This window comes from Paenibacillus terrae HPL-003, assembly GCF_000235585.1.
GTDB classification, from domain to species: domain Bacteria; phylum Bacillota; class Bacilli; order Paenibacillales; family Paenibacillaceae; genus Paenibacillus; species Paenibacillus terrae_B.
Genome location: NC_016641.1, coordinates 5,673,374 through 5,696,082, shown reverse-complemented (window position 1 = coordinate 5,696,082; position 22,709 = coordinate 5,673,374). Strand labels below are relative to the sequence as shown.

Here is a 22,709-nt window from a genome sequence, read left to right as displayed (position 1 = left end):
TCCTCGGGGGGATGGCAGCATGTCACAAAATATGAAAAAGCGCGTATTCAGATCATCCAGCATTGCGAACACATTAGCCATTGTGTTGTTAGTCATTATCGTTGTCGTCTTTGCAACCTTGGGGACGTTCATGTTTGCAAGCACGCAAAGCATACTTATCAAGCAGCAAGAGGCCATGCTCCAGACCAAGACGCAGGCCATTGTCAGTCAATTCGATGCGTTGTTTAAGGAAAAGGGATCGCTTGTCAAACAAATGTCAACGAACAACCTTTTTCAGCAATACATAGAAACAACCCAATCGTCAGAAATGGTGAAAACTTCTCCATATGCTGCAGAAACAGAAGCGACTCTGGCAGCCATTGTAAAGGCAGAGCCATCTTTTGCCGACGCCTGGATTGCAGGAATATCTGGCAAAGGCTTCTTTCTCCAGAATGATGGTGCTGCTTCCAAGCCGGATTACGATATCCAAAAACGCCCGTTCTTCAAGCCAGCTGTTGAAGCAAACGGTTTATACTACTCGGATCCCTATATTGACGTCGCTACGGGTAGTGTGCTCATGGGTATTTTCTATCCGATCAAAGATAACAGTAACAAACTAATTGGATTTGCTGCAGCTGATATTGCTTTCAAAGACATCCCTGCCCTTATGAAAAGCTATTCCCTCGGAAGCACAGGTTATTCGATTCTTGCCTCCAAAACAGGTGATATCTTGTATCACCCCGATCAGACCAAAGTGTTGAAAGAAAAGATTAACGAAAGCACAGGTGATCTTGGGGAGATTGGAAAGAAAATGATTGCCGGTGAGTCTGGAGTACAGCTGATTAATGATAATGGAGAACGTCGTTATATCGGGTATGCAACCAGTAAAGATACCGGGTGGTCCGTAGGCTTAACCATTTCTGAACAAGAGGCGCTCACAGAATTAAAAGCCTTTACCTGGCTTACCATTGGCGGTTTTGCCGCAGCCACAATTCTGCTGGTTTTGATTTGTTATATAATGCTCCGTTATTTGTTGAGATCGATACCGAAGTTGCTCGCAAAAATCAAGCTGATTGAAAATGGAGATTTGACCGTTCAGTTTGATACGCATTCCAACAACGAAATCGGGCAAATTTCTCAAGGAATTTACCATATGGTTCAAAAAATTCAAGGCATGCTCCAAATGGTGGGCAGCTCAGCTCAAGTCTTGAATCGGTCTTCTGACGATCTGCAATCCATTTCTTCCAAAACCGCAATAACGATGAACGATACTGCGACAGCAATCAATGAAATTGCCAATGCGACGAACTACCAGTCCGTCGAAACGGAAAACATTTTACAGAAAACCGGAGCATTGTCCGGCCAAATTGACGAAATTGCCAATGATGCGAAAGCCATAGAAACGATGGTGCAAATCTCTGCTGAGCAAAGCGGACAGGGGCTAGCTGTAGTTGATCAGTTATCCAAATGGGCGGAAGAGAACCACAATTCCACACAAGCGATGTCTTCTATTATTCAGGAGATTGATCTAAGCCGTCATGAGATTTCGAGCTTCGTGGACACGGTCAATCAAATTGCAACGCAGACCAACCTGCTGGCGCTCAATGCTTCCATTGAAGCTGCACGTGCAGGAGAACAGGGCAAAGGGTTTGCCGTGGTTGCCGGGGAGGTTCGCAAGCTGGCTGAGCAGACTGCGTTGGCGACACAGGAAATCTACAAGAAGGTACGTGTGATTGAAGAAAAAACCAGTGTATCGGTTGAGCATACGGCTCACGGCCTGAAAATTGCAGAAGAAAATGCCAGATCGGTGGAGAACACCAAGCAAGTATTCTTTAGCATTAACAAGGATCTGGAAGATTTGAAATTGCGAATGATCCAGATCAGCAACAACACCTCCAAAGTCCACAAACACAAAGATGAGATTTTGCAGGCCCTGGAAATCATCTCTTCCACCACGGAGGAGAATTCCGCTTCAACCGAAGAAGTTAGCGCCAGCACGCAGGAACAATTGGAGAGCTTCGAACAGGTTGCTGAACTATCCAAACAATTAAGCCAATTGTCCAAAAAACTTCAAGACGAATTAAGCCAGTTTAAAGTCGAGGAACATGAGTAGGTATGATTTTGATTTATATACAGCAAAGCCCGCGTCCAGCGCGGGCTTTTTGTCTTCAACAGCTGTTGTGGGGTAGGTTCATGGTAGCTGTTTGCGGGGATACAGATAGACCATACGTGTTAACTGAAATTTTAGCGGGGTGAAGATATGAATTGCTTTGAAAAAAATGTTGTGTCCGTCTGGTACGGTCACTTTGCCTCTGATGATGAGTTGTTTGATTATATTGAGATAAATTACCCGGAAGATGAAAACGAGGATGTTTTTAGCGGTTTTTTGAATGATCATGAAATAGATGATTTTGACGAAGATTTTGCTGAAGGAGTCTTTCTGATTAATGGGGCAGATGATGACATAAAAGACGTTTCCTACGTTGATTCTTTTTTATTCCCGCTATTAAATGACTTGGGTAAAATAGATGGTAAATATAATTCGTTGTTCTTTATATATGATTGTAATACAAGCAGTTTACCTGAAAAAAATGGCGACAAAATGCGCTTTTTAGCCACATATCCTTATTTTCTTAATAAATGAGAAACAAATAATCGGGTTCTTCTTCTGTTTCTGCGGTGAGGTGGGAGAGTTCCAAAAGGATACCTACTGAACCTTATGCCGGGGGATTTGTTGGAGAAGGTGACGGCGTTGCTATGGGATGATGTAACAGAGGAACTGGACAAGTAAAGGTAAGACATTTTATGATAATCTAAATTGGACTTAACGATTCAATAATTTACTCTGAAAGAATCAGGGACTTAAGATGAATATCCATCTTAAGTCCCTTTTTTGTGCAAAATTAGATTTCTAATTTTTTGAACGGCTGATATACTAAGGAGGCAAGCAAGATGAAGATAAACCTAATTTATCGGGATGAAAAAACGATGGGCGTACGGTTAGAGCGATACGGAGTCAAGGAGCGAGAAGGGATTCGATCCATACCGGGCAGGAAATGGGTTCCGGACGAAAAAATCTGGACGATTCCGTACAGCATCGCGGCTGTAGAAAGCCTGTTGGAAGCGTATCGGAGCTGCGAGTTCGAGTGCGACGAGCGCTTGAATAAAGAGCTGCCGTACATCCGGGAATGGCTGGATCAGCGGGGCACGCAGGCCAACGCGGTTCTCTTTTCTTCGGAACGAGGTACATGGAATACGGATCGGCGGAAAGAATTGCGCGATGCATTGGTGGCAAGGGGTTACAGCAGCAAGACGATTAAAGCTTACGTATCGCAAACGGAACGCTTTTTCGCCGATTTGCAAGGGACCGAAGCAAGTATAAATGATGCGGCGGTGCAAAAATACGCGCTGGCGCTGCTCAAAAAAGGCCTTTCGCACGCTTATGTTAACCAAGCGATCAGCGCGCTGAAATTTTACTTTCGCCATGTGCTAAAGCAACCAAAATCCGCCGCCTATGTTCGTCCGAAAAAGGAGAGTAAACTGCCGGATGTGCTGTCCCTGAATGAGGTCATGCGTCTGTTGAAAGCAGTGAAAAATCCAAAGCATCGGGCTATTCTGTACCTGACGTATACATCTGGGCTGCGGGTAAGCGAAGTGGTGAGATTGCGTCCTGAAGACTGCGACCGTGAACGGAAAGTGCTGAAAGTTCGTCAGGGAAAGGGCAGGAAGGATCGGCAAACGCTGCTCTCCGAAGCGGCTTTTGCGGTGGTCGAGCAGTACATAGGGGCGGAGCAGCCAGAAGACTGGCTGTTTCCAGGGCAGAGGGAAGGCCGCCACCTGACGGAACGTTCAGCGCAGAAAGTGTTTGAAAAAGCGCTGGCTGAAGCAGGCATTCGCAAACAGGTGAGTATCCATTCGCTAAGGCATTCCTTTGCGACCCACTTGTTGGAGAATGGGATTGATCTTCGCTATATTCAGGAACTGCTGGGGCACCAGAGTGTGCGAACGACGGAGCGGTATACACATGTGAGCAGGCGGGACATTGGGCGGATTCAAAGTCCGTTGGATCGGATGGGCGGGCTGGAGGATTGAAACTCAGAAAGTGCGGGAATAAGGAGAAAAGTGCAGGATTCACGAAGTTCGTGAATATGACGAAGAGAGCATTCTTTCGGAAGTTCGTAAATAAAACGTTATGTGAAACCATTGCGAATATATTGATAGGAGGACATTACTTTGATGCAAGATGAGAATGAAAAGAAGTTATTAATTGAGTTTGTTAAAGAAACCAAAATAGCTTCATTGAACAAAATGAATAATGCTACCTTTAAATTTGGTACATTGTTTGTATTTATTATGGGAAGCCTACTATTTGCGCTTCAGAATCTTCCTTCGAATCGACCGGATTTACATGATTATTACATAGCTAGTATCTTAGTGAATTATTTTATAGGAATATCAGTTATTTCATCGCATATATTTAATGCTTTTTTTAGAAAAGTACAACAGAATAAGAATGCCGAGAAAAAGTGGAATGAAATGGAAATTAAATACATGTTTCCACTTCAAATGGTTAGTTTTATTCAAATGATAATTTTTATATTTATAATTCTTGTTATGTTTGTGTTTTGTTTTTATTTTGAGTTAGAATTCTGGAGAATAATGTTGCAGTTTATTGCATTATTATATCTAATTTATTTTATGGGTAGAAATGCAATAAAAAAAATAAAGCCTGAAGAGCAGAACGAAAAAATTCATAAAAAGATTATTGATCTGATAATTTTCCTAATAATTATTATATCCTCATTATATAATTTTCCCTTTATCATAGACTTGATTTTTGATCATAGGCTTGTAACAGTGTACTGCTTTTATTTTGTTGGTTGCTTTTGGGCATTATCGCTAATATTTAAAGCCTTTTCATACAGAATAATTTACTCATGGGTTGAAGACTTTTACAATGAAATTCATATTAGTGACCTTAGTTTGGATGAAATAAAAAATAAACTCAAGTTAGAGTTTTCTGCAGGAAGAAATATTGAAACAATTACTTTTAACAATGATAGATAGCTTGTCAAAGTAGGCAATGGCATCACATAACATAATATTCAAGCTGCGGCTCCGTTGGAGCCTGGGTCTGCGGGATGGATTTCGAAGAAGCATATCAGCAGACAACCCCTTCGGGGTTCATGAATACAGGAACGTTATACGACAGAATCAACAAGTAGAAAAACATAAAAAAAGAACTCTTGTTCTCTTTTTGAATGGATGCTAGAATATATTTGAAATCATATTATGATAATGGAGGTGAATTTTCATGGCGGTTAAACATATTCCAACAAATATCGTGCACAGCGGAAATAAAGGTGGAACTACTGGATGTGGGACGAATACCAATGAACATTCTGATCATTGGGTAAGCACTAGTGCAAGTGTTACTTGTAATAAAAATGGTTGCAAGAACTAGAAACGGTAAAACATTAACTGCCCTTCGATGAATTTTAGGGCGGTTAATGTTTTTTATAATTATGGATTTGTTTTGTAAGTTTCAGGTCTTCATACATATACCTATTTAACAAAAAGACCATGCATCTATTGAAAATTAGTATTTTGTAACTCACTAAAGAGTTGTAGAGCGTCTTTGAAACCTTGTATGTAGATACTTCTTTCTAAGATGGATTGAAGAGAAATTTGAGCGTCTTCGTAAAGAAAAACTGTATGTTGAAGTTGATCGGGCAAAGCATCACGAAGTGTTTTAAAGTATTGATCTGTCTCCGCAGAAAGCTGATTGTATTCCGTATGACATTCCAGAAGTTCAGTATAGAGTAATTCTAGACGTATTCTTATAGGCGGTTCTGTTAATGATTCTAATGTATTAATCATATAGTATTCCTCCTTTAATTAACTTTGTAGAGTTATTATATAACCTTATAAAGTTAATTGCAAGGTGAATATTCGACTTTATAGAGTTAAAAATTCGCTTTTCGTTGATGATTACTAATGTGGGAGATAAGATAGAATTATGGAGGGGAAAAGATGAACGTAATCAAGTGCAATATACGAGAACTCATGGCAGAACATCGAATAGATGATATAACAGAATTGATGGTGAGATCGGGCTTAAGTCGGAACTCAATCAACAAGTTATATAGGGAAACGAATATAGAAACAACAAAGCTGGAAACTTTATTTAAGCTATGCGATACGTTTAACTGCAAATTATCAGATTTGATTGAGTATGTACCCAAAGAAAACTAATAGTGAAGTTAGATTCGAGAAGCGATTACGTCGTATAACATAATATTCAAGCAGCGGCTCCTCCTGAGGCTTGGTCTGCTGGAAGGATTTCGAGGAGGCATTTCAGTAGACAACCTCTAGCGGGGTTCATGGTAACGTTATACGAAAGACTGTGAAAGGAGAATTCAAAATGACTGAAAATGAATTACAAGGTGCATCATTAAATGAAGTATTTTCTAAAGAATTGATAAATACTAGTTTGGATTTAACTATTGATTACAGTGAGATAGCACTGGATTCAATAATAAGTGATAATATTGCCAATGAAATACCAATAGTAAAGAGCATAGTATCCTTGGGAAGGTTAGGAATCTCTATAAAACAACTTCATTTCACCAAGAAAGTACTTTGCTTTTTGAGAGAATTTCATTCGAGAGATTCAACAGATAATTTTTTTGAATTTAAACATAAGCTTACTACTGATCATAAGTTTAATTACAAGGTTACAGAACAAATTATATTAATAGTTGATAAATTAAGGACTGAACAAAGATCTGTTTTGTTTGCTAGGGCGTGTATTCAAACCTAAGCAAGCCAGATCATAATCGAGGCCAACGTCAAAAAAGCCTTGAAGGTGCATGTCAATTTATCAAAGCGAGTCGCTAGGCGACGGTAGTGTTTGGTTTTGTTGAAAAAGCACTCCACTAAATGCCGTTCTTTGTAGATTGCTTTGTCCCATTTTCGCTGTACTCGACGGTTTTTCTTGCTGGGAATCACTGGAGTCGCCTCTTGCTCTTCTAGGAGTTGGAGAATCCGGTTCGTGTCATATGCCCGATCGGCCAGAACTTGCTTTTGGGTTAAATCCATCGACTTCAGCATTTCATAGCCCATGACCGAGTCGTGACGTTGTCCGGCCGTCAACTCTAAGCGCAACGGATTGCCTAAAGCATCCACAATAGCGTGAATTTTAGTGGTCAGTCCACCTCGGGATCTTCCTATGGCCTGGAGATACTGCCCCCTTTTGCCCCGGCTCCATGCTGATGAACACGAACAATCGTCGCATCAATCATTACACTTTCGAAGTCAGGTTCAATCGAAACATGCTCTAAAACTCGATCCCAAATGCCAGCGATTTGCCAGCGGCGGAACCGGGTGTACACTGAGGACCAAGAAGGATAATACTCTGGCATATCGCGCCATGGCGCTCCTGTCCGGGCGACCCACAACATCGCGTTGAGCATCACCCGATTGTCTGTTCCAGGTCGACCTCCTTGTTTTTTTCGTTCCGGTGGCAGCACGTCTTTAATCTTTTTCCACTGATCATCTTGGATTTCGTATCGTCTCTTCATACTTCTTAATTTACCACGATTTAACTTTGTTTTGTAGTTTGAATACACGCCCTAAGCTATTTATAGGTCATATACAAGAAAGATACGATTGGGAAACGTTTTGCTATTTCTCAGAATGTTTAGATTCAATGCAACCTATTGATATAGATGTTCTTGAATATTTGTCCACTAAAGAGTCGGATGAAATTGAGAATATAGCTGTTCATTCAGTTGATAGATATATGCTTTTAGCATCTATTGAAAGATTAAAATCATTTGGGTTTGTTGGTATGAAAGGATTAACTTGGATTAGCACAGCTGATGACTTTAAAAAAGAAGCTTTTATTAGTAGCCTAGGAGTAATTGTCTATAATGCAATAAGAACTTAGATATTTCAATGTAGAACAGTCTTTCGTATAACAGAACATTCCTGCTTCGTCGCTAAGGGGATTTTCTGAGAAGTGGAACAGGCGACACATCCAAACGGCTAAGTCTGACGACCCGGTGCTAAGCACCTTAAGCCGTTTGAACGTCAAGAATGTAGAAACGTTATACGACAGAGTCTAAAAAATAATAATAAGGCGATCTAAGTGTTTGATCTTGGGTTCGTAAGTTGGATTTCGACAGACAAGTGCTTTGATTCGTCAATACAAATGGAGAAGATAACATGATCGAAGGAATATTAACTGGTGTTTTAGGAAATGGAGCTTATAATTTTTTGGAGAAGTTAATAAAAAAATATTTTATACAAGAAGATGAAGAAGTAATTCAACTATTTATAACTGCTATTAACACTGTATCGGCTGGCTTTTTTGATAAATACGTTGAAGACTATGGGACTAAAGAGAGCAGTTTTTTGTCTGTCGAAAAAAACTGGGAACTGTTGATTCGAAGTATTTTCTACGGATCTAAGGAGCTTCGAGAAGAAGATTTTGTTTTAAATGGAATAGGAATTGACAAAGCAGAAATTCTTATAGGAGTTAGAAAATTTATTGATATGTTGCAATTGGAAATAAAGAAGAGCTGGAAGCTAGATAAGGTATTGAGCGAAAAAAAACACATAACTGACTCGGAAAAAAATCATAAAGAACTTAAAGAAAAATTATCTTTTTTAGAAGAACTTATTACCGGGTTGGTTATAAATAATCAAGCTTCTACAAAAGAAAAGAAAGTCGAATCAGACATAGTAACAGGTTTAAATTCTGAATCTTTCGAATTCGGGAAAAAATATAAAATACAAATTGAAAGTGGAGCATCAATTAACTACATGCTGACGAATGAATTGGCCTATGTAGAATATATTTTTGAAGATGGCGCTACAGCGTATTATGAAGTTGATTACAGTGGATCAGTAAGGGATTCTAAATTTCCTTACCCACTCGAAGAATATCAAATAAATTTTCCTGAGAAATCATTGATTGAGAGAAAAACCATGAATTTACCAAATGGAAACGTACAAGAAATAGTGAGATTCCGTTGGGGGAAATATTTATCTATTATTAAAGATTCGCAAGGTCATATTTTAAATATGGATGCTCAATGCAGAATCGAAGTCGATCATAGAAATAAGAAAATTACTATTATGGAAGAATGAATGATTTCAATTGAAATTTTAAATCTCACATATATGAAAGGGAATTCAATTAATAAGCTATTAAGGATAACATAATATAGAAACAATAAAGCTGGAAATCTAATTCAAGTTTTGCGATACATTTAACAAATGAACTGATTTAATCGAGTATGCTTCTGATGAAAAACTATAGTGAAGGCAGATTCAAGAAGTGACTCCGTCGTATAACATAATATTCAAGCAGCGGCTCCTGACGGAGCCTTGATCTGCTGGAAGGATTTCGAAGAGGAATATCAGCAGACAACCCCTTCGGGGTTCATGAATACAGGAACGTTATATGCAACCTGAAAGGCAGGGAAAATATAGAGGAAGAACAAATGTGTAAGCGTCGAGTGCTATTTCGGCGCTATTTGTTTAAGGCAAAGGGAAAAAGACATTTAAGAAATAGGAGAGAAGAAAGGTTAAAACCAGAGGATCAACAAGCCCAAGATTCAATCTAGAAAACAGGAAGCACAAAGACGCTTCGGGCAGGGCAAGTGGAGAAGAAGAAAGGATAGACAAGAGATTTTGAAAAAAGAACTAAAGATAGGAAAACATAGAGAAGTGCTAAAAAAGAGGTTGTGAAAAGACAGAGAGAAAGCATAAAATTAAGGAAGGAAAAGATCGAATAAGATTAAGAGAATCTGGAAAGATACAGGCAGCATATAACATTATATTCACGCATCGGGCATATGCCCTCGGTCCGGCAGAAGAATTCCGGGGGAAGTAGAAGCAGCCGGACACCCCAGCATTCGTTGGGGTCGTGAATACAGGAACGTTATACGAAAGTATCGAAAAACAATAAATCAATTAAATTCGATTTAAGCAAAGGAGTAGGTAATGTGAAAAACATTAAAGATTTAGTTTACGAAAGTTCCAAAGAAAAGTTATTTTTGGAACATCTAGATGATAGAGATGATACATTTTGGGAAAGTATTAGCTACTTGAAAATGCTTAATGATGAAAAATTAGATAAAGAAGACGATTTATTTTATCACGCTCGGTTTTTTATAACTTCAAGGCTAATAAACCATATAGTGGCCACTTACCAAATGCTAAAGATGGGGTTAGAGGACGAATGTTTAGTTATGCTTCGACAAACTTATGAAACATCATGGCTCTTAAAATATTTTATTGAGAATCCCGATAAAGCGAATTTTTGGATAAAAGAAAATAATAAATTTAGAATTTCTCCACAAGATCGAAGACTTGCCGTAGATAACAACACTACCTCACAACGTATATATAGCCAATTAAGTGAAATTGTTCATTCGAATCATAATTCATTTTGGGGATCATGCATCGGTGGAATATTCAATTCGTATATAACAGATAAACTGTTTGCACAACTGATAATATTGATCAAAGATGTTATTGAGTATTTCGAACAAATAACTAATTTATTTGAAACTAGTATTGATAACGAAGAATTAATTGAGCTTCGAGAAGTAACTAAACAAAAATTAGGGATCTCAATATATGTTACCAGTTATCTATTAGATCCTCATGGAACAGCTATTAAGTTAATTGAACTTAGTGAAGATGAAGTTTTAAAATATCTTGAAGAAATTATTGAATTTGAATGATGATTCGAAAAAGTCGATTGCTTCGTATAACATCGTATTCAACGCATCTGGCCGGGACAAGCCCGACCCTGGAAGAGGCATTTCGGGGAAGTGAATTCACCGGCCACATCCCACCGCCTAACTGCCGCAAGCGACAGCCGGGCCCTCGGTCCTTAAGGCACTAGGGCGTCGTGAATGCGGGAACGTTATACAACAGAATCAAAATGAAAAAGAGCCAGAAGGCTCTCAATCTAAAGATATATATAATTCGTTATGCAGGTGAAGAGTGTCCTTAAAACCTTGTAAATAAATTTCACGTTCTAAAATAGCTTGAACAGAAAGCTCAGCATCGTCGTAAAGGAATAAGGTCTTCTGTATATTCTCCGGTGCTCCTTCATGTAACTGCTTGAAGTAGAGATTCCGTTCGGATGAGAACTGGTTGTAGCTGGAGTTGTTTTTGATAAGCTCGCCATATAAAGATTCAATTCGAGTATGAATCAGTGAATCAAGTAAGACTTCTAAAGAATTATGCATTTTGAACACCATCCAATGTATTTGATTTTATGAATAAAAATTCAACTTATTAAACATGATTTTATCATATCAAATAATTAAGTCAATACATGTTGAAGATGTTTTTGATAAAGGAAATATACTTTCATATAATTAAAGAAAAATTCACTTGATGTGTGAAAGGAATAGCAGATGATTAGTTATAAACCTTTTCAAAAATTATTGATCGACAGGGAGATTAAGAAGCAGGATTTATTGAAAATGACAGGTATTTCGTCTGCTACAATGGCGAAACTCAATACGAACGAATATGTATCATTAGAAGTGATTGATAAATTATGTGCGGCTTTAGGTTGTCAGCCAGGAGATTTATTGGAACATATAGCAGAACAATGACAGATTAGAATCAAGAATGAATGTTGGTTAATCGAAGAAGTGATTCCATCGTATAACATAATATTCAAGCAGCGGCTCCTTTGGAGCCTTGGTCTGCGAGAAGGATTTCAGGGAAGCATTTCAGCAGACAACCCCTGGTGGGATTCATGAATACAGAAACGTTATGTGAAAATTCCAATAATTAGGGGGATATAAAAATGCTAGAAGTCAAAAAAAATGATGAAAAAGGAACAAAAGAATTATGGAACAATGAAGAAATAATAGATAAAAGTGATTTTAGAATTTATGGTGATGATGATTACTGGGTTGATTTGAAAAATACTAAATTCTCAGAAATGATAATGAGGAATTCATTTGATTCAATCTCCAAAGACATAAGAAAATTAGAAATTTATTATCCTTTAGAATTTTGGAACATGGTACAAAAGATTATGATAATGAGAGATGATAAAAAAAGTAATTCAATCGCTTTTATTTTTTATATAGAATTTGACTTTGAAGAGTGGAGAAATCCGTATAGTATTACAGAATTTGCTCAGGTCATGGAACAGGTGGTTTCTAGTTACAATTCTTTTGGCATTGAGTGGGAACAAGAGGACGAAGTTATAAGTAATGGATGTTATATAAAATGCAAAAAGTTTGATCATTCTTCAACAATTAAGGAAGTTTTTACTCAATACGTTGAGCAAATAAAAGAGATACATGATAAAGCTTCTATTTTGCTTTATTCAAAAAGTGATAATTCGGTAATTAGTGTTTTTGATTTTCCAGAAGAAGTAAGAATTCCATGTGAGCAGTATTTAGTTTATTTCGCACAGTTTTTAAAAGAGATTGGTATTGAAACGGTAACTAGTATTATTCAGAATGAGTCAGGGAAAATACTTTTTTCTGTCACACCTACTTCATCTGAAATAGCATTGGAACAAATACGTAATGCATTGAGCATCTATTTAAAGTTACCTGTGACTTTAACAGATGCTCAATATAATCCAATGATTGTGGAACCTAATGTACAACAATTATTGGCTAATATTCAACATCTTCAAGGCCAATTAATGCTCGCGAGGGCGATAACTCAAGCAAACGATATGACTATTCAAAATCAGCAGAATATAATTACACAACAGCAAAAAATGATAGATTTGACTATTTTACAACATTCTTATTTAAAACCAGAAGAAGAAAATGAAAAAGTTCTTGGAGGAACATTGACGATTAAAGAATATGAAGGTAATGGATTTGCTATCAATATCCCTGAAATATACAGAAGGATAAAAGAGTTAATTATAAATAAAAATAAGTAATTATCTTATCTATTCCGGAATCTTCACATAACATAATATTCACGCTATGGACATTCGTCCTTGGCCTGGCATTCGCCAGGCACCCAGCATTCGCTGGGTCGTGAATACAAGAATGTTATCTGAAAGATTGTCCCCAATCACATGTATGAGTAGTCCAAGCGCAACGTCCTGTTGCTCGAAGAGAGGAAAAAACCATGAAAATCGGCGAATTACTTGGTATTGGCAACACTGCAAGAGTTTATCGATGGGGAAAGACTGAAGTAATAAAGATATTTTATGATCAAAGCTCTGCGATTAATGAAGCGAAAAATGCAGAAATAATAAATAACTTAAAGTTGAGATCGCCTAATTATTCTGGACTAGTAGAATATGAAGGCAAGATAGGTATCGTTTATGAGAGAATAGATGGCCCCACGATGTTGTGGTATATCGAACCAACGGAACGGAGCATATCTTATAATGCTAATCTAATGGCAAATCTTCAGTATGAGATTCATAATGTTGAGAATAAGATTTTTCCAAATCTTAAGCCGGAAATAACTAATAAAATTAATAATTCACAAGAGATATCAAATCATGAGAAGCAAATTATTATAGATATGTTGAATTCATTACCTGATGGAAATACGATATGTCATTATGATTTTCATCCAGATAACATTATTATTTCACCCAATGGTCCAATAATTATTGATTGGTTGAATCTATTAGTAGGTAACCAAGAAGCAGATGTTACTAGAACTTCAATGATGATTCAATCACGTTCGCTGCCGCCTAATGTTCCAAGTTGGTTGATGAATAGAGAATTTCGAGAGTTATTCAATAAGGAATATTTAACCGAGTATATTAAGCTCACTGATATGAATGACGGATTTCTTGAGCGATGGATGATCCCAACTTTAGCAGCACGAATTGATGAAATGCAAGGCGAATATAGGCAAGAGATTAAAGATAAATTACAAATAAGATTAAAGAAATAGTGTGAGTCGACGTCCTGTCTCTATTCGAAGAAGTGGTGCCAATTCCTCAGATAACAACGTTTTCACGCTGAGGTACTCACGTCCCTTGGTCTGCCAGATGGTTTTCGAAGAAGAGAACTCAAGCAGACAACCCTGCAAGGCTAAGTGGCGGAGCCACCCAGTCGCTACGCTTCTTTAAGCCTCTCGGATTCGCGAACACTGAAACGTTAAGTGGAATTCTATTGAAAGCTATTAGACCAAATAAATGATATAATACAACCAAAAACGTTTGGAGGGATTAACGTGAAGTGGCAAGAAGTACAACAAATCTTTCCGAATCAATTTGTGAAGTTCGAAATTCTTCATTCTGAAGAGAAAGATAATCAAGAATTCATAGATGATGTTGCTGTAATTGGCCCCGTGAGTGATGAAGAAGCAACAAAAGAATTATTGAATAGCAAAGATAAGACCTTGATTTATCATACTTCTAAGGATCGGGTTATTGTGAAAGTTCGGAAGAATGTTGGCTTAAGGAGATATCTATAAATGAAAATTGAATATAGAGATGGATTGTTATTTACTGAAATAACGATTCATTATAATGGGCAGAAGAAAGTAATAAATAATGTAGTTATTGATACAGGAGCAAGTCATACGTTGATTTCACAGGACGAAGTAGATGATATTGGAATTCGAGTTGGCTTAGAAGATGATATTATAACAAGTTATGGAATCGGAGGTAAAGAACACGCGTTTACCAAAACGATAGAAGGGATACAGGTAGGAGAATATATCTTAAGGGATACCCCAATAGATTTTACTTCATTTAGATTTCATAACATTAACGGATTATTAGGGTTAGATATATTAATAAAGGGCAAATTCAATGTTGATCTAGAGCACTTTGAACTCCTACGCTAATGAAGCTGGCAGTTTTTAGTGGGTGTTTCAGGGAAGGATAGAACTTCACTTAACATCATATTCAAGCATCGTCTCCTGACGGAGTCTGGGTCTGCGAGATGGATTTCGGAGAGGGATTTCAGCAGACAACCCCTGACGGGGCTCATGAATACAGGAACGTTATCAGAAAGACTATGAGGAGGGAAATAATGAAGCTATTTCATGGAGAACAAGTCTTAATTAAAGAAAACAGTCTCTTACAGCTACAAATACATACTCCTCTTGGAATAATTGAATTTTCACTCACAGTCTCTGATAACTTCTATCATCCAGAACAAAGTTATAAACTCAAAAATGGTGGGTCATTATATAAATATTATTATGATTCATTTGATTGTGAGCTAGTTGTCTGTAGACCCAAGCTCAATCTCGCTTTACATCTGACAGTAGAAGAGTGTTGGGGAGCAGTATTTAGAATAAGCCTTATACGAACACTCAGTTAAGTACGTGCAGCTTTTCTGCTTCTTGGAAAGAGGGTTACAGTTGGACAGATTATGGATCTAATACTGGGGAAGATCTTGAAGCTGTCGAATACGAGAATCAGGTATACCGTTTACACTTGGGAACACAAGACGGGGATATGTTAATGGCAAGAAGAAATCAAGGAGATATGGTTCCTAAATCGCTATGTTTGAACTCTGACTTTGAAAAGTACGGTTTTATCTTAAATTCTGATAAAGGCATTAAAATTCCTATGACACTAATTGATTCTAATGAGATATGCCAAGTACATTTTTTAATTGCTTGGAATAAGAATATCGAAGAGGATGTTTCAACGTGGTTGGCTGTGGACCAGTTCTCAAATGAAATATTAAAGGGAGAAGAAATTTTGTAAATATCCTCAAAATTGTCATAGTCCATCTGATAACATAGTATCACGCATCGGGCATACGCCCTCGGCCCGGCAGAAGATTTCGGAAAAGGAGATAGCTGCAGGACACCCCAGCATTCGCTGGGGTCGTGAATACAGAACCGTTAGATGAAAGCACCCAAATAAATAAAACCGTCTAAAAAGGATGAAAAGAAAAAATGATAAAATCTATTAGTATTGATGAATGGAATGGGACCACATTCAATGAAGAAATAGTTATGAATCCTACATGGACAGACACTTTAAGTTTTTTAAGAAAACTCGATGGAGATAAATTTACATTAGTTTTTTTTGAGGTATCAGATACAGATTCAGCATTAGTTGGAGGCGGACCGGAATATTTCATAGTGTCTATTACAATTGATGGTAATATATATACTCTTATGAACGATAAACAGGGAAACAGTGAAATTCTTCTGGTTGCTGGTGGCCAGTTAGGCAATTATTGCGATAACATTTGTATAGAATTAATTCCTATGCTTGAAGTAATAAAGTATTATTATGAAACTGGAAAACTACTCGAAACACATAAATGGAAACAAGAATAATAATTACTTTGAATGCAACTCGAAGAAGTGGGTGAACGTCATCTAACATCGTATTCAACGCCTCTGGCCGGGACAAGCCCGGCCCTTGGCCCGGAAGAGGCATTTCGGAGGAGCGGATTCACCGGACACATTCGACCTGCTAATTCGGACGAGCATTCCCAATGGTCACCTTAAGCTGCTTGAACTTCAGGAATACCCAAACGCTATGTGAAATCAACAAAATTATTTAAGAGGTAAACATGGGTGTGACTGCTTAGCGCTTTTTCTTACTCCACGTGCAAGTTGCAATAAAATGAACATGAAGGAGACGGAACTGAGTGTCTACTTCATGTTCGCCTAAATTTTTGAAAATTAAATTACAGATGGATCAATGAATCTTTGGAGGTTTAGAATTCATCGTATCGTTAAGCTGAGTCACAAAAACACCTTCGTTCGGGCCAGGGTTATTTCGAAACATTTTCGCTTCTTCCACCAGAACTTCGTCTGTATCCGTGCCAAGTATCTTTATTGTTGCATCAATGAATGAAGTAAGTGACATCGCCCGTGGTTCATCGTTGTTGCTTTGAACCCATGGGGGCACAATTTCTATTACTTTTACCGATGTGTCTTTAAGCATGTACCTTTGGGACAGCGTATAGGTATGAAGCGCTGCTTTCGTCGCGGAGTATACAGCAGTTGTCGCTAATGGTACAAATCCAAGTATTGAAGTCGTGTTGATGACAACCGCTTCTTCTTTGGACTTCAAATGCTCGATAAATGCAGAAGTCAACCGAATGGGACCTAGCAAGTTTGTAGTGACAGTCGAAATCAAAACATCCTCATCGACCACGCCCGCCGCGTCATCGGACTGTATGATGCCGGCGTTGTTAATCAAGACATTAAAATCCGGGTATTCTTTGATTAACTGCTTGGCGGCCACCTCTATGCTGGCAGGGTCTTGTACATTCAATTCCACTGCGGACATGCCGGGATTCGCTTTGATCGTCTCCTCCAGACGCTCTTTACGTCGACCGGAGATAATAACTTTGTTTCCAAGATTGTGGAGAGCTTCTGCTAACGCACGTCCAATTCCCGAACCGCCGCCTGTAATAAAAATCGTGTTTCCTGTAAGTTTCAATTTTTAAACCCTCCTAATTCAATGTGATTTAAATCATTCCAAAGATTGTAAAACAATAGCTTTCATGATTACAGCTCCTCTAAAATTGAACATATGTTGAATCGTCAACATAAATTCTATAAAGTGAATGTATCAGAGCGATACATGGGGTTCAATGGCTAAAACAAGCTTGGTTGTTGATTTTTCAACAGAGGACTTCGAAGTGTTCATTTTTTCGGATGGTATAAAGGGGGAGAAGGATATGGACAGGCGTATTCAAAAATCGAGGCAAGCCATTATTGATGCTTTTATGAGGCTGATGTCAGAAAAGGAATTCGAGAGAATTACGATCAATCAAATTGCGGAGGAAGCGAATGTCAATCGCGGAACGGTTTATTTGCATTTCGCTGACAAGTACGATCTGCGCGATCAATGCATGGAAGCTCAAATTAACGAGTTACTACGCAATTGTATGTCTGAAGATAACTTCTTTCATCTCCCTTCCAAAACCGCACTACTGCGCACGTTTGAATATTTGGAGCAGCATGCTTCATTCTACTCTATAATGCTGACGAACAAGGGAAGTACGGTTTTTCGAAACCAAATAGAGACAATGTTCCGGCAAAGTCTGTGCGAGCATCTGGATTCGATCAACCTCGATCAGGAAATGAACAGGGACATAACGGTGCAATTTTTAATTTCAGCGGCGGTAGGGGTATTGGAATGGTGGATTACCCGTTCGATGCCATATCCGGCATCGGTCATGGTTGAACAATTTTGGAATTTGCTGAACCGTGGTGTCGAGGGACACGAACGAACATCGTCCATTTGAGTCTCTAATTTAGAGGCTTTTTTGAGGCTGGCACCAAGCAGCGTCTCCAATGGAGCCTAGGTCTGCGAGTTGGATTTCTGAAGAGGCATTTCAGCAGACAACCCCTTTGGGGTTCATGAATACAAGAAGGTTAGACGAAACCTGTGCAAGGAAAATATAAAAAGACAATGGAGGTATGTTTGGTGCTGACATTAGAAAAAGCTAGAAAAAATGATGCACAAAAACTTGCTGAAATACAAAAGGCCAGTTTTGAGGATGAGTCAAAGCATTTTAATAATAATGAAACCGTTGGGCCAATAGGATATGACTCCATAAGTTGGCAAGAAGAGATGATGCAAAATTGCGAATATTTCAAGGTACTCTTTAATGGAGAAATAATCGGGGGAGCTATGATATTTGTAGAATGTAATCAAGTGCATAATCTAGGAAGAATCTTTATTGATCCCAATCTTAAAAATCAAGGATTCGGAACGAAGGTGATGGAGAAAATTGAAGGTAAATTTCCAGACAGCACTGAATGGTGGCTGGATACTCCTAGCTGGAGTGTCAAGAATCATCACTTCTATTCAAAGTGTGGGTTTACTAAGGTTAGAGAAGAAGGTGACTTATACATTTTTAAAAAGACTTTATAAACTTGTTGTTGTAGCTTAATCAGAGATGGCACAATTATCGTATAACATATTATTCAAGCAGCTGCACTAACTAAGCGCATGGTGCCCAGCCTGACGGCCTTAAGTTGGTAAGGATTCGTGAATGTACAAACGTTATGAGACATCAGTGCTAAGTGTTACCAAGAAGATATTCAATGAAAAGAGTGAAAGGGAGGATTTACAGTGAAGATTGATTTTGCAATTGAATCAGATTATGAGTATATCTCGTTAAGAGACAAGCACATACATAAGACACTGATAAGACCAAAAATAAAAGAAAATGAAGTTCTAATAATCAGAGAATCCAATCAAGAAATAGGTTGGATGAGATACGGATTTTTTTGGGACAACACACCATTTATGAATATGATATGGATAGATGAGGAGTATAGAGGAACAGGTATTGGTAAAAAAGTTGTCCACTATTGGGAAGAATTGATGAAACAAAAAGGATTTGAAATGGTCATGACCTCAACACAGTCAAATGAAGGAGCTCAACATTTTTATAGGAAGCTTGGATATAGAGATGCTGGATGTTTAATGCTTGAGAACGAACCTCTGGAAATAATACTGACAAAGGAGTTAAACAAAAATTGACGTTGAGTAAATCAAGGAAGGCACGGACATCTGATAACATAACATTCAAGCTGCGGCTCTTAACGAGCCTTTGGTCTGCGGGAAGGATTTCGAAGAAGAATTTCAGCAGACAACCCCTTCGGGGTTCATGAATACAGAAGCGTTATCGGAAATCAATGCAATTCAAAGTCTATTCAAAAACTATATTAAAACAATACTATGATGGAGTAGATTGGGATCTCAATTTTAGAAAAGGTTGGTGTTTCTTGTGTCGAACAACAGACAATTTACAAGATCTCAAAATGCAGCAATTGAATACATAAATAATTGCGCAAGATCCAAAAAAAAAGGAGCTCAAGCATCACTCAAAGAAATTTTTCAGTTATCAAATATTCCTTGGAATACCTTTGAAGAAGCAGTTCATAAGCTTAGATCCTATGCAAGGGTGGCATTGCATTTTCATCCTGATCGTCCGGTTGTAGATATGAAAAGTGTGGCTCAATCATTATTTGAGCAAGGGATCTATAAAAGTCAGTTCGAGACTCTCATATCCAATGGTAGCGTATCGGCTTACCTAGGTGGTGCACGGGATCTTTGGGAGAAAAAACTATTTGGCGGAGCTTATCAGTTGGAGGGTGTAACCAACTGTGAACGGCCAAAGTATGGGGCTCTTGATTTGCTATTGCATCCGGATGGCCGTCTCCACGATTCGGATCTTGTTATTTTCTTTTAAAACCGAATGCTTCACGCCGCTGTACATTCACTTACGGTGGCTCTCAAGATAATCCGAAGGAAAAGGGTACATATGAGGAATTAGACGATATTTTATCTGCGCTTTTTACGGATGCTTTCTTTCGGGATTATGCTATTGGAGAAAAAGATCTTACAACTAGAAAATTGATAAAGCAGCTATTGTATAATCTGGAGCATCCGTTAAAGGATCCGTCAAAACTGCCCCCACATCGGAATCTTAACCATTTTATCGAAACTCAAGTTCATAGAGATATACTTCTTGAAGATGATGTGGAAATTTTAGTTGCTGATCCATCGTTCAAAGGAACAGATATAGGGAATTACTTAGAGAAAATCAGCATCAAATATTCCATTAAACTATTTTGGCATATGGGGTTTACAATGCGTTCAGAGGAAGTGCCATCTGATTTTAGGGGTCCAACCATGGCCTCATTAGCCGAGCGAATTGCAAGGAATGGTAACATCGACGCAAGTGTGATCGGGAATGCTGTCAACGATTTGAAACGCAATCCTGATCTTTGGTCTGAGCGGGGGAACTATGAAGAAGTGCTTCAAGAATTAAAATACATGTGGCATGTACTCGTTCGATATGGTAAATCGTTTGATGATCGGAGCAACTGATTTTAACCAGATACAGTGGTTGACTCAGTGAAGGCATTGAATTTTGATAACAAAGACTTCACGCTGCGTGGATTCCGCCCCCTTGGTCGTCAGATGTATAATCAAGTAGCTCATAAGAGAGTCTATAACATGGGCTGATTCGATTGGTATACAAAAAATGGTATTGAACGTGTTAGAGACAAATGAGAAGGCAATAGAACTATATAAAAAGCAAGGATTTGAAATTGAAGGAGTATTAAAACATGATAAGTTGCTTGCTGATGGTAGACTATACAGCACAATTGTAATGAGTAGATTTAATAGAAAAGGAAAACTTACAAAATTATAAAGATCTTGTTGTTGGATTAGTAGAAATAAGACCTACTGTCTTATCTGATTGGGTATTAGCTTCAGGTTGGCCAAAGACAGAAGAAAGTCTTAGTTTACTTTTCAGAAGAAATGAATATGAACGGAATGAAAATAATAAAAAATGATGTTGAAATAACTAAAGAACCATTCGATACAGAAATGTATTTTGACTGGGTTTGTAGAAGAAAGGGAGATCCATGGCCTGATTCGAAGAAGTTAAGCTTTGTATAACAGCATATTAACGCATCGGAGCCTTGCGGCTACTCGGTTCACGAGGAGTGATCGTCAGGGAAGTTGAATCAGCAGACACATCCGCACCGACTAACCGCATCGCGACCGGAGGCGCAGCCTTAAGTCGGTCAGCAGACCAATTGCCATTTTCATTGAAGTCCTGTTGCTAAGAGAAATGTTGGGCGGCAAAGTATATATCTGCACGCCACACACGGCTTCCAGAATCGCGTAACAGGTGACCTCCTGTAGCGGTTTTGAAGACTCTTGCTGGATATTATACAGCGATGACGCCCATGGACAAATTGTCAGAACGTAGAAAAAAGCCAGCTTTGGAGTTCTGCAGAAAGTTGTCTCACTCAGCTCAAGTTGATTTTTTGTTGACTTTTGAACAAAGCAAATATACTGCCGTAAGTCGTAATCGCTTAGGGCAGTGTATTTGTCTTTAGAACCTGTATATCCATTGAAAACTTATTCTTCCCTGGTTGCCACCGGATTTTCCTCATAACTGATCCAGTCGCTCCAGCTTCCCGGATATAAACGCACTTTACTAAATCCAGCTTCATTCAAGGCCAGTACATTGGGACAGGCGGATACGCCGGAACCGCAATACACGATAATTTCTGCATTTGGGTCAAGGTTGGCAAAGTGCTGCTGTAACTGTTCCGCAGTTTTAAAGCTGCCTTTTTCGTCCAATACTTCTTTCCAAAAGAAATTCACCGCACCTGGGATATGCCCCGCTGCCTGATCTATGGGTTCTTCCAGTCCGAGATAGCGTGGCCGCTCTCGCGAGTCGATCAATATATAAGAGCCCTCAGGAAGCGAATCTTCGGACACACGCTGCACCTCTTGCATATTTGTAAGCATTTGCGGCTGTACATTCGGCGTGAATGTACTTGGAATGCGAATCGGCTGGTCTGCCGTAACGGGGAACTTCGCTTCCTTCCAAGCGCTGTAGCCTTCTTCCAGCACATATACCTGCTCATGCCCAAGATAGCGCAGGAGCCACCAGAAGCGGGAGGCCATCATACCGCCTTGATCGTCGTAGGCAATGATGCGTGAAGTTGCGTTGATTCCAGCACGACTCAGACGTGCGGCAAGTGTATCCGCATCAGGTAATGGATGACGACCGCCATGCTCACCCAGAGGGGCTGTGAGGTCTTCTTCCAGATCGAAATGAATGGCCCCTGGAATATGGTCTTCATTAAATTGAGTCCGTCCAGCTCCGACTTGTCCGAGCAGGGAACGGCAGTCGGCAATGATAATGTCCGGCTCATACAAGCGAGCCAGGAGCCAGCGTTTGGATACGATGGATTTCATAGAGGATACCGCCTTT

Annotated in this window: 24 protein-coding genes and 4 pseudogenes; 23 read left to right on the top strand and 5 right to left on the bottom strand. The window is 38.8% G+C overall.

The window, feature by feature from the left end; all coding sequences use genetic code 11:
- Window positions 1–19 precede the first annotated feature (19 nt).
- The 4 genes from HPL003_RS25280 (at window position 20) to HPL003_RS25265 (ending at window position 5,046) form a co-directional block, all read left to right on the top strand.
- Window positions 20–2,092 carry a methyl-accepting chemotaxis protein gene (locus HPL003_RS25280; protein WP_014282644.1) on the top strand — a complete coding sequence of 691 codons (2,073 nt, stop codon included), beginning with the start codon at window positions 20–22 and terminating at the stop codon, window positions 2,090–2,092.
- A 147-nt stretch (window positions 2,093–2,239) separates the two neighbouring features.
- Complete coding sequence (locus tag HPL003_RS25275) at window positions 2,240–2,623, top strand: immunity 22 family protein (RefSeq protein ID WP_014282643.1); 384 nt, start codon at window positions 2,240–2,242, stop codon at window positions 2,621–2,623.
- A gap of 308 nt (window positions 2,624–2,931) precedes the next feature.
- Window positions 2,932–4,071 (top strand): site-specific tyrosine recombinase/integron integrase, encoded by a 1,140-nt coding sequence (gene xerA / locus HPL003_RS28030; protein ID WP_014282642.1) that lies wholly within the window; start codon window positions 2,932–2,934, stop codon window positions 4,069–4,071.
- 141 nt (window positions 4,072–4,212) lie between these two features.
- Window positions 4,213–5,046, top strand: coding sequence for a hypothetical protein (locus tag HPL003_RS25265; protein ID WP_148267434.1), 834 nt, complete (start codon window positions 4,213–4,215; stop codon window positions 5,044–5,046).
- Window positions 5,047–5,568: 522 nt separating this feature from the next.
- Here HPL003_RS25265 and HPL003_RS25260 read toward each other — a convergent pair.
- The gene (locus tag HPL003_RS25260; RefSeq protein ID WP_014282639.1) at window positions 5,569–5,859 is read right to left on the bottom strand and encodes a hypothetical protein; all 291 of its coding nucleotides are present in this window, start codon (window positions 5,857–5,859) and stop codon (window positions 5,569–5,571) included.
- Window positions 5,860–6,012: 153 nt separating this feature from the next.
- Between HPL003_RS25260 and HPL003_RS25255 the strand changes: the two genes are divergently transcribed.
- Window positions 6,013–6,234: a helix-turn-helix domain-containing protein gene (locus HPL003_RS25255; RefSeq protein ID WP_014282638.1), complete on the top strand. Its 222-nt coding sequence runs from the start codon at window positions 6,013–6,015 to the stop codon at window positions 6,232–6,234.
- A 169-nt stretch (window positions 6,235–6,403) separates the two neighbouring features.
- Window positions 6,404–6,802: a hypothetical protein gene (locus HPL003_RS25250; RefSeq protein WP_014282637.1), complete on the top strand. Its 399-nt coding sequence runs from the start codon at window positions 6,404–6,406 to the stop codon at window positions 6,800–6,802.
- On the opposite strand, the pseudogene HPL003_RS28025 reads toward HPL003_RS25250, so the two are convergent.
- Window positions 6,799–7,562, bottom strand: a pseudogene (locus HPL003_RS28025) (IS5 family transposase). The gene HPL003_RS25250 and the pseudogene HPL003_RS28025 overlap by 4 nt on opposite strands.
- A 128-nt stretch (window positions 7,563–7,690) precedes the next feature.
- On the opposite strand from HPL003_RS28025, the gene HPL003_RS25235 reads away from it, so the two are divergent.
- The 3 genes from HPL003_RS25235 to HPL003_RS25225 all read left to right on the top strand — a co-directional run bounded on the left by HPL003_RS25235 (window position 7,691) and on the right by HPL003_RS25225 (window position 10,739).
- On the top strand, window positions 7,691–7,930 hold the full coding sequence (locus HPL003_RS25235; RefSeq protein ID WP_014282634.1) for a hypothetical protein: 240 nt from the start codon (window positions 7,691–7,693) through the stop codon (window positions 7,928–7,930).
- Between the two features lie 278 nt (window positions 7,931–8,208).
- Window positions 8,209–9,135 (top strand): hypothetical protein, encoded by a 927-nt coding sequence (locus tag HPL003_RS25230; protein ID WP_014282633.1) that lies wholly within the window; start codon window positions 8,209–8,211, stop codon window positions 9,133–9,135.
- A gap of 860 nt (window positions 9,136–9,995) precedes the next feature.
- Window positions 9,996–10,739, top strand: coding sequence for a hypothetical protein (locus HPL003_RS25225; RefSeq protein WP_014282632.1), 744 nt, complete (start codon window positions 9,996–9,998; stop codon window positions 10,737–10,739).
- A gap of 225 nt (window positions 10,740–10,964) precedes the next feature.
- Here the strand turns inward: HPL003_RS25225 and HPL003_RS25220 are convergent, their stop codons facing one another.
- The gene (locus HPL003_RS25220) at window positions 10,965–11,252 is read right to left on the bottom strand and encodes a hypothetical protein (RefSeq protein WP_014282631.1); all 288 of its coding nucleotides are present in this window, start codon (window positions 11,250–11,252) and stop codon (window positions 10,965–10,967) included.
- A gap of 171 nt (window positions 11,253–11,423) precedes the next feature.
- On the opposite strand from HPL003_RS25220, the gene HPL003_RS25215 reads away from it, so the two are divergent.
- From HPL003_RS25215 to HPL003_RS25180, 8 genes are all read left to right on the top strand, one after another.
- Complete coding sequence (locus HPL003_RS25215) at window positions 11,424–11,627, top strand: helix-turn-helix domain-containing protein (protein ID WP_010345194.1); 204 nt, start codon at window positions 11,424–11,426, stop codon at window positions 11,625–11,627.
- A gap of 197 nt (window positions 11,628–11,824) precedes the next feature.
- Entirely contained in the window at window positions 11,825–12,931 is a 1,107-nt protein-coding gene (locus HPL003_RS25210; RefSeq protein ID WP_014282630.1) for a hypothetical protein, read from the top strand.
- Window positions 12,932–13,125: 194 nt separating this feature from the next.
- Window positions 13,126–13,911: a phosphotransferase gene (locus HPL003_RS25205; protein WP_014282629.1), complete on the top strand. Its 786-nt coding sequence runs from the start codon at window positions 13,126–13,128 to the stop codon at window positions 13,909–13,911.
- A gap of 282 nt (window positions 13,912–14,193) precedes the next feature.
- Window positions 14,194–14,436: a hypothetical protein gene (locus tag HPL003_RS25200; RefSeq protein ID WP_014282628.1), complete on the top strand. Its 243-nt coding sequence runs from the start codon at window positions 14,194–14,196 to the stop codon at window positions 14,434–14,436.
- Window positions 14,437–14,811 (top strand): retropepsin-like aspartic protease, encoded by a 375-nt coding sequence (locus tag HPL003_RS25195; protein WP_014282627.1) that lies wholly within the window; start codon window positions 14,437–14,439, stop codon window positions 14,809–14,811.
- Between the two features lie 188 nt (window positions 14,812–14,999).
- Window positions 15,000–15,293 (top strand): hypothetical protein, encoded by a 294-nt coding sequence (locus HPL003_RS25190; protein WP_158308747.1) that lies wholly within the window; start codon window positions 15,000–15,002, stop codon window positions 15,291–15,293.
- 143 nt (window positions 15,294–15,436) lie between these two features.
- A complete protein-coding gene (locus HPL003_RS25185) occupies window positions 15,437–15,685 on the top strand; it encodes a hypothetical protein (protein ID WP_043922499.1) in 249 nt (82 codons plus the stop codon).
- Window positions 15,686–15,879: 194 nt separating this feature from the next.
- The gene (locus HPL003_RS25180) at window positions 15,880–16,269 is read left to right on the top strand and encodes a hypothetical protein (protein WP_014282624.1); all 390 of its coding nucleotides are present in this window, start codon (window positions 15,880–15,882) and stop codon (window positions 16,267–16,269) included.
- A 367-nt stretch (window positions 16,270–16,636) separates the two neighbouring features.
- Here HPL003_RS25180 and HPL003_RS25175 read toward each other — a convergent pair whose 3' ends face one another.
- The gene (locus HPL003_RS25175) at window positions 16,637–17,386 is read right to left on the bottom strand and encodes an SDR family oxidoreductase (protein ID WP_014282623.1); all 750 of its coding nucleotides are present in this window, start codon (window positions 17,384–17,386) and stop codon (window positions 16,637–16,639) included.
- Between the two features lie 241 nt (window positions 17,387–17,627).
- Here HPL003_RS25175 and HPL003_RS25170 point away from each other — a divergent pair, with 241 nt between their 5' ends.
- The 6 genes and pseudogenes from HPL003_RS25170 (at window position 17,628) to HPL003_RS30375 (ending at window position 21,376) form a co-directional block, all read left to right on the top strand.
- The gene (locus tag HPL003_RS25170; protein WP_043922921.1) at window positions 17,628–18,197 is read left to right on the top strand and encodes a TetR/AcrR family transcriptional regulator; all 570 of its coding nucleotides are present in this window, start codon (window positions 17,628–17,630) and stop codon (window positions 18,195–18,197) included.
- 182 nt (window positions 18,198–18,379) lie between these two features.
- Entirely contained in the window at window positions 18,380–18,829 is a 450-nt protein-coding gene (locus HPL003_RS25165) for a GNAT family N-acetyltransferase (protein ID WP_014282621.1), read from the top strand.
- Between the two features lie 201 nt (window positions 18,830–19,030).
- A complete protein-coding gene (locus HPL003_RS25160; protein WP_014282620.1) occupies window positions 19,031–19,444 on the top strand; it encodes a GNAT family N-acetyltransferase in 414 nt (137 codons plus the stop codon).
- A gap of 247 nt (window positions 19,445–19,691) precedes the next feature.
- A pseudogene (locus HPL003_RS25155) lies at window positions 19,692–20,797 on the top strand (DUF3626 domain-containing protein).
- 109 nt (window positions 20,798–20,906) lie between these two features.
- A pseudogene (locus HPL003_RS25150) lies at window positions 20,907–21,125 on the top strand (N-acetyltransferase family protein); the annotation flags it as partial.
- A pseudogene (locus tag HPL003_RS30375) lies at window positions 21,097–21,376 on the top strand (DUF6547 family protein). The pseudogenes HPL003_RS25150 and HPL003_RS30375, both read left to right, overlap by 29 nt.
- A 468-nt stretch (window positions 21,377–21,844) precedes the next feature.
- Here the strand turns inward: HPL003_RS30375 and HPL003_RS25145 are convergent.
- Entirely contained in the window at window positions 21,845–22,693 is an 849-nt protein-coding gene (locus HPL003_RS25145) for a sulfurtransferase (RefSeq protein WP_014282618.1), read from the bottom strand.
- Between the last annotated feature and the right edge of the window lie 16 nt (window positions 22,694–22,709).